Annotated in this window: 11 protein-coding genes; all 11 read left to right on the top strand. The window is 58.4% G+C overall.

Annotated features, from left to right (window positions below; all coding sequences use genetic code 11):
- Positions 1-37 precede the first annotated feature (37 nt).
- The 11 genes from ACP7CZ_RS11310 (at position 38) to ACP7CZ_RS11260 (ending at position 13,953) form a co-directional block, all read left to right on the top strand.
- Positions 38-2,089, top strand: a complete 2,052-nt coding sequence (locus tag ACP7CZ_RS11310; protein ID WP_294204530.1) for a type VI secretion system tip protein VgrG — start codon at positions 38-40, stop codon at positions 2,087-2,089.
- 94 nt (positions 2,090-2,183) lie between these two features.
- Positions 2,184-3,041: a DUF4123 domain-containing protein gene (locus ACP7CZ_RS11305; protein ID WP_294204531.1), complete on the top strand. Its 858-nt coding sequence runs from the start codon at positions 2,184-2,186 to the stop codon at positions 3,039-3,041.
- Positions 3,038-3,853, top strand: coding sequence for a hypothetical protein (locus ACP7CZ_RS11300; protein WP_294204533.1), 816 nt, complete (start codon positions 3,038-3,040; stop codon positions 3,851-3,853). Before ACP7CZ_RS11305 ends, ACP7CZ_RS11300 begins: the two co-directional genes overlap by 4 nt.
- 134 nt (positions 3,854-3,987) lie before the next feature.
- Positions 3,988-4,689 (top strand): hypothetical protein, encoded by a 702-nt coding sequence (locus ACP7CZ_RS11295; protein ID WP_294204535.1) that lies wholly within the window; start codon positions 3,988-3,990, stop codon positions 4,687-4,689.
- Positions 4,690-4,695: 6 nt separating this feature from the next.
- The gene (locus ACP7CZ_RS11290) at positions 4,696-6,855 is read left to right on the top strand and encodes a lipase family protein (RefSeq protein WP_294204537.1); all 2,160 of its coding nucleotides are present in this window, start codon (positions 4,696-4,698) and stop codon (positions 6,853-6,855) included.
- A gap of 221 nt (positions 6,856-7,076) precedes the next feature.
- Positions 7,077-8,207, top strand: a complete 1,131-nt coding sequence (tagH, locus tag ACP7CZ_RS11285) for a type VI secretion system-associated FHA domain protein TagH (protein WP_294204538.1) — start codon at positions 7,077-7,079, stop codon at positions 8,205-8,207.
- Positions 8,207-8,698: a type VI secretion system lipoprotein TssJ gene (gene tssJ, locus ACP7CZ_RS11280; RefSeq protein ID WP_294204539.1), complete on the top strand. Its 492-nt coding sequence runs from the start codon at positions 8,207-8,209 to the stop codon at positions 8,696-8,698. The genes tagH and tssJ overlap by 1 nt, the downstream gene beginning before the upstream one ends.
- Complete coding sequence (tssK, locus tag ACP7CZ_RS11275; protein ID WP_294204541.1) at positions 8,695-10,026, top strand: type VI secretion system baseplate subunit TssK; 1,332 nt, start codon at positions 8,695-8,697, stop codon at positions 10,024-10,026. Before tssJ ends, tssK begins: the two co-directional genes overlap by 4 nt.
- Before the next feature lie 5 nt (positions 10,027-10,031).
- Positions 10,032-10,946, top strand: coding sequence for a type IVB secretion system protein IcmH/DotU (gene icmH, locus ACP7CZ_RS11270; protein WP_294204542.1), 915 nt, complete (start codon positions 10,032-10,034; stop codon positions 10,944-10,946).
- Positions 10,927-11,781, top strand: coding sequence for a hypothetical protein (locus ACP7CZ_RS11265; RefSeq protein ID WP_294204544.1), 855 nt, complete (start codon positions 10,927-10,929; stop codon positions 11,779-11,781). The genes icmH and ACP7CZ_RS11265 overlap by 20 nt, the downstream gene beginning before the upstream one ends.
- A 6-nt stretch (positions 11,782-11,787) precedes the next feature.
- On the top strand, positions 11,788-13,953 hold the full coding sequence (locus ACP7CZ_RS11260; RefSeq protein ID WP_294204546.1) for a lipase family protein: 2,166 nt from the start codon (positions 11,788-11,790) through the stop codon (positions 13,951-13,953).
- Positions 13,954-13,973 lie beyond the last annotated feature (20 nt).

Here is a 13,973-nt window from a genome sequence, read left to right as displayed (position 1 = left end):
TCCATGACCCGATGCTTCGCTCGAAAGGTATCTCAGGATGAGTCAATCCCCTCTCGCACTGTCACTACCCGATGTAGCCAATGACTTCAAAGTGCTGGCCTTCAAGGGCAATGAAGCCCTCAACACGCCTTATCGCTTCGAGATCGAAGTGGTCAGCGAGCGTGCCGATATCGACCTGGAAGGCCTGCTGCACCAACCGGCGTTCCTCGCCTTCGACGCCCAAGGCGCCGGCGTGCATGGTCAGATCCACAGCGTGGCCCAGGGCGAAACCGGGCGGCGCCTGACCCACTATCACTTGGTGTTGGTGCCACGCCTGGCGTACCTGGCGCACGCTCACCAGCAGCGCATGTTCCAGAACATGAACGTGCCGAAGATCATCGCCGCCGTGCTGGAAGGCCATGGCATCCTCGCCGACAGCTACCGCTTCCAGTGTGGCCCGACGGTCTATCCTCCGCGCGACTACTGCACCCAGTACGACGAGACCGACCTCAACTTCCTGCAGCGCCTGTGCGCCGAGGAAGGCCTGAGCTACCACTTCCAGCACAGCTCCACCCAGCACCTGCTGGTGTTCGGCGATGACCAGACTGTGTTCCGCAAACTGCCGGAGACCGCCTACCAGCCAGGTGCGGGAATGGCAGCACAGCATAGCGTGGTGTCACGTTTCGGTGTACGGGTGGAAACCCGCGCCGCCCAGGTCAGCCGCCGCGACTACGACTTCAAGCAACCGCACGTACGCCTGAGTGCCGAGCAGCGGGTGGTGGTGGCCGAGGGCGAACGCGCCCCACCGCCGCTGGAAGATTACGACTACCCCGGCGAGTTCCGCGATGACGCCCGTGGCAGCCAATTGAGCAAGCGCGCCCTGGAACGGCATCGCCACGACTACCGCCTGGCTGAGGGCAAAAGCGATCAGCCGGCCTTGGTCAGCGGCCACTTTCTACCGCTCACTGCCCACCCGCGCACTACCTGGAATGACCTATGGCTGCTGACCGCCCTCACCCATGAAGGCCGTCAACCGCAGGTACTGGAAGAGTCGGTGACCAGCGACACCAGCAAGGACCCGAACGGGTTTCACCAGGGCTACCGCAACACCTTTACCGCCACGCCCTGGGACACCCCCTATCGGCCGGAGCTGAAGCATCAACGCCATGTGATCCACGGCAGCCAGTCGGCGACCGTCACCGGCCCGGCCGGTGAAGAAGTGTTCTGCGATGAATTTGGTCGCGTCAAAGTGCAGTTCCCCTGGCAGCGCACCGGCCAGGCCGACGAACACAGCAGCTGCTGGCTGCGCGTGGTCAGCGCCTGGGCCGGCAACCAGTACGGCAGCGTGGTGATTCCGCGTATCGGGATGGAGGTCGAGGTGTCTTTTTTTGAAGGCGATCCCGACCGTCCCTACGTGTCAGCCTGCCTGCCCAACACCACCAACCCGGTGCCCTACCCACTGCCCGCGAACAAAACCCAGTCGGTGTTCAAGTCCTCCAGCACCCCTGGCGGTGGTGGCTTCAACGAAGTGCGCATCGAGGACAAGAAAGGAAGCGAAGAGATCCTCGTGCATGCCGAGCGCGACTGGCGCCAGATCGTCAAGCACGACCATACCCTATACGTCGGCAATGTGCGGCGCACCACGGTTGGCGCCAATTGCTATACCGAGCTGAAAGCACAAGAACATCACACAACCCACGGCGAACGCATGGTCGCCATCAAAGCCAGCGATCACCTCAACATCGCCGAGAGCCAACATATCAAGGTGGGTGTCGGGCAGTTTGTTGAAGCGGGTAATGAGCTGCACTTCAAAGCCGGCGACAAGGTGGTCATCGAAGCCGGCGTAGAGCTGACGCTGATAGCCGGTGGCAGCTTTGTGAAGATCGACCCAAGCGGCGTCTGGTGCAACGGCAAGAAGGTCGGCCTCAACGCCGGGGGCAGCGCTGGCGAAGGTTCTGGTCTTCAACTGCTGTCCCCCCTGGAGCTAGCCCCCCCACCTCCGCCACTGGCCCCCGTACAGGCCAAGTTGATGCAAGTCGCACAGGAACAGGGCAGCGAACGCTGCCTGATCTGTGAAGCCTGTCAGGAGGGTGTATGCACGCCAGCCTGATCTCCCTGATCCACGCACCATCCCCTGCTGGGGCAATCGTCCGCCCGCGTGCAGAACAAGCACATCCCCTTGCCGCCCACAGGAGCCCATCCGCATGAGCATGTCCTCCGTCCTGACCAGTCAGTGGTTAAGTGAGCAAAGGAGCCACCAGCGCGACTTGGTGGTCATTGCCAATCCGATGGCAACGCCAAACCCGATCCCGACGTTGTTTGCCAGTGCGCCCATACGTGATTACGTCAAGGTCTATCAAGGCACGCCGTTTGAAAACCTCGCGCCACTGGGGCCATGGCTGGTGCGTATAAACGTCAGCACAATGGCTGCGCTGTCCGCTCTGCTGCAGTCGCCAGAACATCATTGGGGGTGGGTCGCCAGTGCGCAGCAGTTGGATATCAACGAGGTGGTTGCGCATTGGCAAGCCCGCATGGTCATCCATGATGAAGGGCAACGTGCGCTGTATCGCTTCCAGGACAACCGCGTCATCGCGCGCCACCTTCAGGCGCTGGATAGCCACCAGATACCACTGTTGCTGGGGCCGCTGTGCAGCGCATTGTGCTGGGACGGCGAGCAGTGGGTGAGTGTGGATAATCGCGCCCCTTGTACCTACCCGGAGCCCTTCGATACACCGTGGCTGAAAACAACGTCTTCAACAGAGCAATCCGCCGCAGCGCAGAAGGCCATATTGGAAACATGGCTCTGGGAAAACCAGTTGGAAGCTACTCAGCAGTTGCTCACCCGTGAACCATTGGCGCCCTGGCTTCAGATGCAGCTAGATAAGGCTGATAGCTGGGGTTGGTCCAGGCAGGAGCAGATTCATTTCCTGTTGGAACATCAGCTCAGTGACGACCTTGCCAATCTTCCTGCCTGGACTCCGCGCGCAGATGAGGCTCCAGACGCCCACTTTGTGAGAGTTCAGCAGGACATCCTGCAAACCAGCAGGGGATTGCAGCCATGAAAAGGCTCATATCCAAGGGTTGTTTGAGCCTATCTTTGCTTGGCCTTAGTGCCTGCAGTTGGGTCGCTGTGCTCGACAAAAAGAGCATCGTGTTTGTGCCTGAACGCAGCGGGTCACAGAGTTTTACCCTTGTAGGCGATGTTCCTGCGCAATTTGGCTTGGGCGTGACCGCTTGGTACGGACCTGCAGATGACACTCAACTGCACTGCCAGGACATCGACCTTTATAGCGGTCGGCTGAAGCCTCGAATCATCACCAAGGGGTTCGACATCCCGATCACGCCGCGTGCGAATGTGCAACGGCGCCAGATTCCGCTCACACATTACATTGGGGAATGCGAACTGATCCTTGGCAGAGTTGAGTTGGAGACCACGGGTCGTTTCGGCGACCAAAGCTGGCAGGAGGCCTACAACAAAACCAACTTCTACCTCCGAGCACAACTTCCTGGTGGTGAGCCTGATTTCGACAGAAATGGAGTACGAGCGGTGAATCGATACTGCACGTGGCTTTTCGGCGAAAGCATGATGCGAAATAAGGAGCTCAAAAAATCGCTCAGCTGTGAAGGCGAACGCACCGGCTATCTCGAGCGCGCCAATCTTTCCGGAAAATTCTTGAGATTGATGGTTGAACTCAATCCTGAGGAGGCCCCCTCCAGTGAACAATCCTGGATAAAGGTTCAGGAAGGCTGGAAACCATGCACCCCAAAAGCAGCAGGCGGAAAGAGATGCCAACAACCAATTATCTTCCGAACTTTCCAAATGAACGGCCAGACCTGCACGGTCTATCCTGGCTGCACGGAGTATCACGGATGACTAATCGCCTATCCAGGAACTGCCGAGGGCCTATACGCCCCCGTCACATTCGCCTGTTCGCGCTAGCCCTGACGGCCTCCACTCTCACCGCTTGCAGTTGGGTCGCTGTCATTGCCACAGAGGGTCCACTTCTATTGACCGAACGGCGTGGTCTGGACAGTTTCACCCTGGTGGCCGACCTGCCTGAAGGTTTCGGCCTCAGCATCATCGGTTGGTACGGCCCGGTCGATAAGAACCGCCTCAATTGCCAGGTCACCAATCTTCATAACAACAAACTGCAAGCCCGTGAGTTGGGTAAGGGAGTCGATATCCCAATCAACACCGAGGCTAAGTCCACCTCCCGCACTATTCCGCTCACCTATTACGTCGGTGCCTGCGAGCTTCGATTGGGCAAAGTTGAAATGGAGATTGACGGGCGTTACGGCAAAAAAAACTGGCAAAAAACCTATTCCGACGCAATTTTTTATATCCATAAGCGCGCGCCCGATGACGAACAAGGCTTCGACATAAACGGGATTCGTCAAGTAAATGCCCAGTGCACCTGGCTGTTCCAAGAAAGCAAATTACATCTGGAACTTACCAAGCTGCTGACCTGCAAAGGCGCCGGCGCCAACCTGCAATACGACCAGTTGGCCGGCAAGACGGTGAAATTGGCCATTGAGGTCAATCCGGAGGAAAAACCCTACTACGACGACACCTGGATCAAATTCCCAAACGGCTGGAAGCCATGCAAGACAGAAGGTAACGACTGGATTTGGTGCAGAACCCCTCCCACATTCCAAACCTTTCAAATGAACGGCCAGACCTGCACGGTGTATCCCGGCTGCACGGAGTAATCACGGATGACTTTTAAACTCAAAGAAACCTGCCCCAAACGTGGCCTCTGGTGCAGCTTTCGCCTGGTTGATGAACATGGCGACGCGACACCTTATGCCGGCCTCAATTACACCCTGCATGACCGCATGGGCATGGCCTACTCGGGGACACTCGATACTGAAGGCTACGGCTATCTGGAAAACTTCTACTGCGGCCCTCTGATACTTGATCTGAGTGTACCGTATACGGGGCTCAATACTTGGTATAGACGTCTTCAAACTCGACAACACTTCAAACTTCCTTTAACCGCCCTCCAGGTCGCCGCCGAACAGTCCCCCACCGGCCCACGCATCGATGGCCGCACCTACAAGGCACGCGAACGCGCCGAAAAAGAGCAGGCCGTATTTTTCCAAGTGGAAGTTCGCGACTTTGCCAAGCCGGGTGAAGCCGCCCACCTGCCGGAGGCTGATAGCGCATTGGATTCGTGCCCCTCGCCCTTTCTCAAGGAAGCCTGCACCCACTCCAACACCCAGCCCGGCATAGCCTTGATGGTCAACAAGCACAATGTGCTAGAAGTTCAAGCCCTGCGCGCCTACAACCCATTGCTCTCCCACGACAAAGGTTTCTGTGCGCTTAACGCCTACCATTTATCGATTATGTCGCTGCTCAGCTACGCCCCGTTTCACAAAGAGCGTGCCTATAACGAAGCCCCTACGCCACCGCCCTATAGGGACGAAGGTTGCATCGGCGCTGTTCTGCAAAGCCAGTTGGCTCGTTGTGAAAGACCGACCCATTTCAGCGACGGCGGACCCTATCACCTGCTCACTGAAGAAGTGCCGTATTCCAAACGCCTGGAAGTAGTGCCCTATGATCCGGCGCGGTATGCCAAGGAGGCCAAGGAAGAGTGGGATTTTCCCGAAAAAGTCCATTTCCTTCACCACAAGTCCGATACCCAGGCCTTCATTACCCATAACGACAGGGTGATGCTGATCTCGGTACGTGGCACCGCCGGTCTCACTGATGCACTGCGAGACATGGACGCCAAGCAAGTGCCATTCCTTGCCGATGAGGGCGGCCAAGGCAATGCGCACCGAGGCTTCTACAATTCCTTCGAAGTGACACGCAAATTTGTCGAACGCTACATGAATGCCTTCTACACCGGCAATCAGACCATCATGGTCTGCGGCCATAGCTTGGGCGGCGCCATTGCCTTGCTGCTGGCCGAGTGGCTACGGCTTCGCGCAAGCAAACCCAAAGTCATGCTCTACACCATCGGCGCGCCGCGCGCCGGTAATCAGTCCTTCGTCAAAGCCGCCGCCGACCTCACCCACCATCGCATCGTTAACCACAACGACCCGGTGCCTGGGGTGCCCTCCACCTGGATGGACGCCGAATGGAAGATGGTACTCCCCGGCACCACCCTGCTGATCGCCTCCATCGGCTCGCCCTGGATCGGTCTGATGCTGACCCTTGGCGGCTTGCTCAACCTCAAGGACGATAACTACGAGCATCACGGCGAACAGTGGCACTTCATGCCACGCAAACTAGGTAAAAATTCGGTGCTGTGGCAACCAAGGTGCGCAGCCATCGAACAGAAGACGTGCGCCGAGTTCGCCGCCCATATCGAGCTCAAAGGCGATATGCCAAAACGGGCGGCGTTTCTCATGCAAGCCTTGTCGGCCGCTGAGCACTCCAGCGACGGCGGCTACAGTCGCAACGCGTTGACCACCCTGCTGCGCTGGCATGCCAGCGTTCAGCACCGCGGGGGGAAGTTGCTCACCCCCGACGAGCGCGAACAGATCGAAAAGCAGATAAAGCCGCTACGAGCAGAGATGGAAAAACCTATCAACCTTAGCTACGAACGTTTTAGACACAACCTTCGCAGCCGCCCCCATCCACGGCTCTCGCAAACCTCTGAAGTGGAACTGCGCGGACTTTTCCGAACAAGTCAGCAGCGCCTTGAATCTCTTCAGAGTGATCAGACAAAAAGTCTGAGCCGAGCACAAGCACGACTGAAAAATCAGGACGAACATCGACTCGAATGGCAACACGTTTTCGGTGACATCCCAAAGAGCGATGAACTCATCAAATTGATCGACGAGTGGCTTGATCGCCCTGAAAACAAAAAAGCCGCCGCGTTGGCCAAGGTATCCAGCCCCAGCGAAGAACAGCAGGCCTACGGCTGATTTAACCCCAAACAGTGACTTTCCTCATCGGCATGGGGCGGGCACCTGTTGCCAAAATTCAATGAAGGAGCGCCCGAATGCGTTGTTTTTCACCTGTTTTTCTTCTTCTGCTGCTGTGCATCAGCGGCTGTACCGGCAACTACGTATTCAGCGACCCGGATTACCGCCCACTCGGTGATCCTCGCGCGCTCAACCGCAGTCAATGAGGCAGAGATCTCGACATGCAAATGATCATGGAAATCCTCAATCCTCCGGCATCACTGCCGGAGCACTCCCGCAGCCAAGTTTTCACCTCAGCCGGTGGCTTGGCGGGTCGCAACGATGACTGCCACTGGTGCATCCCCGACCCGACAAAACAGCTCTCCGGCCAACATGCGCGCATCAGTTTTCACGACGGCGACTTTTACCTCACCGATACCAGCAGCAATGGTACCTGGGAGGTGCATACCGGCAAGCGCCTGACCAAGGACCGGCCGCTGCGCCTGCGCAATCGCGCCGTCTACCGGCTGAGCCAATTCGAGATCGGTGTACGCCTGGTACAACCCTCGGATCTGCTCACCCTCGGCGCCGGGCGCCGACTGCCCGCTGACAGCGTGATCCGGGAAGACTACCTGGATGCCGACCCCATCACATTGCTCGACCGGGTAGCACATCACGCTAGTGATGATGACCTGAGCGATGTGCTGAACACTTCGCCGAAAGTCGACCAGCACGATGATCACACTCAGTTGGAAGCCACCCATGTGCGGGTACCGACCCTGGCACCCGCGCCTACCGCCATGGCAGCGCCAACCCCGCTCTCCTCGGCGCCATTCTGGAATGAATTCGGAAGCGCCCTGGGAATGGACCTGCTCCATCTTTCTGATCATGAGCGCGAGACACTGGCGGTCAATGCTGCCCACCTGCTGCGCAGTTGCACCACAGAGCTACAGCGATGCCTGCGTACCTGCGCCGAGCTCAAACACGACACCCGGATTGAATCGGACGTTGACGTTCGCCTGGACTCAGTAGCGGAGCTGGTGCATGCACCGCTGTCGGCCAGTTTGGCGCAAGTCGGTCGTAGCTGCCGCACGTTGCAACGCCATCAAGTGGCCACGCATGCCGCCAGCCGCACCGCATTGCGTAATGCGGTGGAACAACTATCGCCGGCCAATGTGACCTTGCACTTCGAACCCACCGCCTCGCGCCGCTGGTTCATTGCCGAAGGGCGATGGAAAACCTACTGCCGGCTGCATCAGGACCAACGCGAGGCACTCCTGCAACACCCTTTGGGAGAAGGCTACCCCCACGCCTACAACGAGCAGCAGCGCCTGCTCGACACCTTTGAGCACCTGCCAACAGGAGAGATTTGATGCCTTACCTAAGAACATTGGCCTGCATGGCTTTGGGGCTGTTGCTGAGCGGGTGCTCGGCCCTGTCCCCTTATTCTTCCATGACCAAACTGGAACTGTCCCTTACCGCCAGCGAGGACGTGAATCCAGATATTCATGGCCGCCCTTCGCCCATCGTGTTGCGGCTGATGGAGCTCAAACACCAGGTGGCGTTTGAGAACGCCGACTTCTTCAGCCTTTATGAGCGCCCGAAGACTGCCCTGGCCGTCGATTTGGTGAACACCGAAGAGCTGGAGTTGAGCCCCGGCAAACAGGTCGAGCTCAAGTTGAGTGTGCAGCCCTCCAGCCACTACGTGGCCGTACTCGCCGCCTACCGCGATCTGCCAGAAACCCAGTGGCGCTATGTGATCCCACTGAAGCCCGCCGAGATCAACCGAACCCATCTGATACTCGATCAGCACGGCATACGCCCCCCCGCCGATCCCAAGCCAGCCGCCGAGGGCAGACCATGAATACGGATAAAACAGTCTGGAAAGAAGGCATGTTGCTGCGCCCGCAACACTTCCAACAGAACGACCGCTACTACGCGCATCAGTTGAACATGCGCACCCGGTTGACCAGCCCCTACAGCTGGGGCCTCTTCAATTTGGAAGTGGACACCAGCTACCTGAGACAGGCCAAGGTGTTGGTTCGGGCCGCCTCAGGGATCATGCCGGATGGCACTTTTTTTGAGCATACCCATGACCGTCAAGCGCTGACACTGGATGTGCCGCCGAACGCCTATGACGTACCGGTATACCTGGGGCTTCCTCTGATCAGTGGCAGCCAGGTAGAAACCCGCGATGCGACCCAGACTGACGCGCTGGCACGCTACCTCAGCCACGATCTCGATGTGACCGACTCGAATGCCGGTGCCCACACCACCAATGCGATGAGTTGCGCGCGACTGGATCTGCAGTTGCTTCTGGGGGAGCAACGCCGTGACAGCGCGTTCGTCAAAATCAAGCTCTGCCATATCCAAGGTGTCGACAACAACAACATCGCCATCCTGCAATCGGGTTTCCTGCCCAGTCATTTGCATGTTCACGCCTGCAAGAGCCTGGTCGAGTGCGTCGAACAGGTACTTAACCAACTCAACAGCCGCGGCGAAGCCATCGCTGACCGGATGCGCTCCACCGGCCAGATTGGGGGGGCGGAGCTGGGCGACTTCATGATGTTGCAGTTGATCAACCGCTCGGAGCTGCTGCTGCGTCACTCCCTGGCAATGGATCAGCTCCATCCCGAACAGCTCTATCGCAGCCTTCTGACCCTAGTCGGTGATCTATCGGCGTTTTCCAGCGCACGCCGACCCGAGGCGGTACTGGTCGGCTATGACCACCAGGATCAGCTCGGGTGTTTCCTCAAGCTCCGGGACGAAATCAGCCAAGTGCTGTCGCTGGTTCTGGAACAGCACGCGGTCGAGCTGTCGCTGGAGCAACACAAATACGGCGTTCAGGTGGCGCGCCTGGAAGACCCGTCCTTCCTCAAGAACGGCTACTTCGTGTTGGTCGCCAGTGCCCAGTGCGAGATGGGCGAATTACGCCAGCGCCTGCCACAGCATCTGAAGATCGGCACCGTCAACAGCATCCGCGACCTGGTCAATCTGCATCTGCCCGGTATCAAGCTGAGCCCGCTGCCTGTGGCACCCAGGCAGATCCCTTACCACACGGACAAATCGTATTTCAAGCTCGAACTCTCCATCCAGGACATCTCGGACCTGGAGAGCTCCCGTGGCTTCGCGCTGCACCTATCGGGTGAGTTCACCGCGCTTGAACTGCAATTCTGGGCCATCAGGAGCTGATTACCATGCAACGCGATACTTTTGGCAGCCTGGATAACAAGACTGTGATCGTCAACCTGGATGGTACGGCGCCCGCGCAGAGCGCATTGACCGACTTTGAGCAGCCGCCCCGCTACGAGGAACTGGAATCTCACTATGTGTATTCCGCGCGAAAGGAAGCCATCCAAACCTTCAGCATCAGCCCCAATCCCCTGGTGGCCGCAGCGGCGGATCTGCTTTCCGATGTGGTCAAGCTCAAGCAACGCAAGCGCTGCAAAGACCTCATCAAGCTCAATAAACGCCTGAACAATGACATCAAGGCGTTCGAGCGCCGAACCCGATTGGCCGGGGTGGAACACTACGAAGTTCAGACCGCCCGGTACCTGTTATGCACCGTGGTTGACGAAGCGGTGCTGACTACTGAGTGGGGCAAGCACAGTGACTGGCCGCATCGCAGCCTGCTCAGCCACTTCCATAACGAGACCTCTGGCGGTGAGAAATTCTTCCTGCTGGTGGAGCGAGTGATCAAGAACCCGGCCCGGCACCTGCACATGCTTGAACTGATGTATCTGTGCCTGTCGCTCGGGTTCAAGGGCAAGTACGCGATGGATACGACGGGGGGCAGCGTGGAGCTGGAAGAGATCCGCGACGACCTCTATCGCCACATTCGTCAGTTGCGTGGCGATACCCCGCATGAGCTATCGCCGCAATGGCAGGGCCTGCTTCGAGAGCATCGAACACACACACGGTTGGTGCCGTGGTGGTTGGTAGCACTGTTCACTGTGATCAGCCTCGCCACGCTCTACGCCGGGTTTGCCTGGGTGCTGAAAGAGCAACGGGGGGCGGTGCTTGAGCCTTTCCAATTGCCTGCGCCAACGGCGATTGAACAGACAAACAGCGTACTGCCTAAGGAGGTTGCGAATGCGTCCTCCAATCGCTGATTCGGCTGCTGTGCCTGAACACAGAAGACCTCTGAGATGCCTGCGCCTGGGCATCCTTGCCATTGCCCTGCTCAGCCTGAATGCCTGCAGTTGGGTCGCCCTCGCCGCCAAGGAAGGTGCCGTCTCAGCCACCGGCCGCTACGGCCTGGACAGCTTCACCTTCGAGGGCACGCTGCCGGCGGAATTCGGTATGGACATCATGCCCTCCTATGACCCGGTGGACCCCGAGAGCAGCGTCTGTCAGCGCCAGAACCTGTATGGCGAATGGAGTGCGCGCTACTACGGCACCAGCGACAACATACCCATTCAGGCGCAACCACAGGCCTTTAGCCACAAGGTACCGCTGACCTACAGCGTTGGCCTGTGCACGATGCGGCTGACAGCGCTGGACCTGAATATCAATGGGCGCTACGGCCAGCAACGTTGGCAACAAACTTACGCCAATGGCGGCTTCAGGATTTTCAACCAGTTGCCGGCAGACTCACCCAAGTTCGACAAAGATGGAATTCGCTCCGTGACCGCGCAATGCAACTGGCTGTTTCAGCAAAGTCAGGCGAAATCTCGGTTTGGTGAAATCAGCAAGCTCCTCACCTGCGCAGCCAGCGGTACCCATCTGCAATATGACCAATTGGCCGGAAAGACAGTGAAGTTGGTCATTGAGGTCAACCCCGAGGAAGAGCCCTCGCACGATGACACGTGGATCAAATTCCCAACAGGCTGGAAACCCTGCGCACATGAAAGCAATGGTTGGCGTTGGTGCAGAAATCCGCCCGTATTCCAAACCTTCCAAATGAACGGCCGGACCTGCACGGTCTATCCGGGCTGTACGGAGTAATCACGAATGACTTTTAAGCTTAAGGAAACCTGCCCGAAACGCGGTTCGTGGTGCAGCTTTCGTCTGGTTGATGAACATGGTGAAGCCGCACCCTATGCAGGTATTGACTACACCCTGCATGACCGCATGGGCATGACCTACTCGGGAACACTCGACAGTAAGGGTTACGCGCGCCTGGAGAACTTTTATATCGGCCCTCTGATACTTGATCTATCTTCGCCCAATCAGAACTTCGATGACACTTGGTACAAAGAACTTCAAACACGGAAGCACTTCAAGCTTCCATTAACCGCCCTTCAGGTCGCTGCCGAGCAAGCCCCGACAGGCCCGCGCCGAAATGGCCGTACCTACCTGGCACGCGAGCTTGCCGAAAAAGAACAGGCCGTATTTTTCCAGGTTGAAGTTCGCGACTTTGCCAAGCCTGGCGAAGCGGCTCATCTGCCAGACGCGGATACCACGCTCCAACCACGCCCGTCGCCTTTTCTGAAAGAAGCTTGTACGCACTCCAACACCCAGCCCGGCATTGCCTTGATGGTCAACAAGCACAATGTGCTGGAAGTTAAGGCCCTGCGTGCCTTAAGCCCGCTGCTGTCACGCGACAAAACTTTCTGCGCTTTGAATGCCTATCACCTGTCGATGATGGCCGTACTCAGCTATGCGCCGTTTCACCGCGAGCGCAGGCCTGACGAAGCACCGACACCACCACCCTACACCGTGCCAGGCTGCATCGGCAGCGTCCTGCAAAGCCAGCTCGGCCACCTGCTCCCGCCGACCCAGTTCAAGCAAAGCGGCCCGTTCCATCTGCTGAGCGAAGAGGTGCCCTACTCCAAACGTTTGGAGATCATGCCTTACGATCCCGAACGCTATGCCAAGGAAGCCAAGGCCGACTGGAAGTACCCTGAACAGGTGCACTTTCTTCATCATAAGAAGACTGAAACCCAGGCCTTTATCACCCACAACGACAAGGTAGTGCTGATTTCGGTGCGCGGCAGCCAGGAGTTCGCTGACTTTCTACGTGACGCAGATGCCCGACAAGTGCCGCATGTCGACGGCCAGGGGAAGATCCATCGCGGCTTTCACGCTGCCTTTCTGGTTGCCCGCACATTTGTAGAGCGATATATGGATGCGTTCTACCGCAAGGGGCAAACCATTCTTGTCTGCGGGCATAGCTTGGGTGGCGCCATCGCACTGCTGCTGGCCGAATGGCTACAACGCGAATACTCCGACGATATCCAGCTCTACACCTACGGTTCCCCACGCACCGGCAACCGGACCTTCGTCGAGGCTGCCCAGTCCCTGCCCCACCATCGGCTGGTCAACCACAACGACCCAATCCCGTCGGTTCCGGCCACCTGGATGGACGCCGAATGGAAAATGGCGCTACCCGGCAGTGCCATGCTCATCGCCAGTATCGGCAACCCAATGATCGGTACCGTCCTGCTACTGGGCGGCCTGCTCAACCTGCGTGGCGATCCCTACCAGCACCATGGCGAACAGCGGCACTTCATGCCGCGCAAATCCGGCTTGACCGCGGCCTCGTCGGTGCTCTGGCAACCCGGCTGCGCGGCCATCGAAGAGCTGACCTGCGCGAAGTTCGCCGGCGCCATCGAGCTCAAAGGCGACATGCCCGCGCGCCAGTCCTTCGCCACGCAAGTGCTGTCGATGGGCGAGCACTTCAATGACCCCGGCTATGCCAATGCCGCATTGGCCACCTTGCTGCGCTGGTACGCCAGCGTCTCCCGGGAGAAAGAAACGGGCGCGCTGTTCACCGACAGGGAGCGTAAGCAACTGGGATTGCAGATTGAGTCCATTCAAGCCGAGGTCGAGCAGGTCCCGGCACTAACCTACACCCAGTTCCGCCACAACCTGCGAGGGCGGACCGACTTACGCTTCGAACGCCTGACCGAGCTGCAACTACGCAGACTCTTTCAGGACAGCCAGCAGCAACTGAACGCCTTGCGCACCCAGCAGCGCCAGGAGCTGAGCCGGGCGCAAAAACGCCTAAAAGCGCAAAGCGAGCGAACACTCGGTTGGCAGGATGTGTTTGGCGATGTCGCCGACAGCCCAGCCCTGCAGCAGTTGCTCAAGGCCTGGCTCACCCTGGACGCCAACCAGGTGGCAGCTGGCCTGGCCAAGGTCACCCCAAAAAATACCGAACGGGCCTACGCCTGATTTCTGCCTCAGAGAGCCTC

This window comes from Pseudomonas sp. DWP2-2 (genome assembly GCF_049897065.1).
In the GTDB taxonomy this organism is placed as follows: domain Bacteria; phylum Pseudomonadota; class Gammaproteobacteria; order Pseudomonadales; family Pseudomonadaceae; genus Aquipseudomonas; species Aquipseudomonas paracarnis.
Note: the sequence above shows the minus strand (reverse complement) of the source record. Positions and strands in the feature narration are given on the sequence as shown.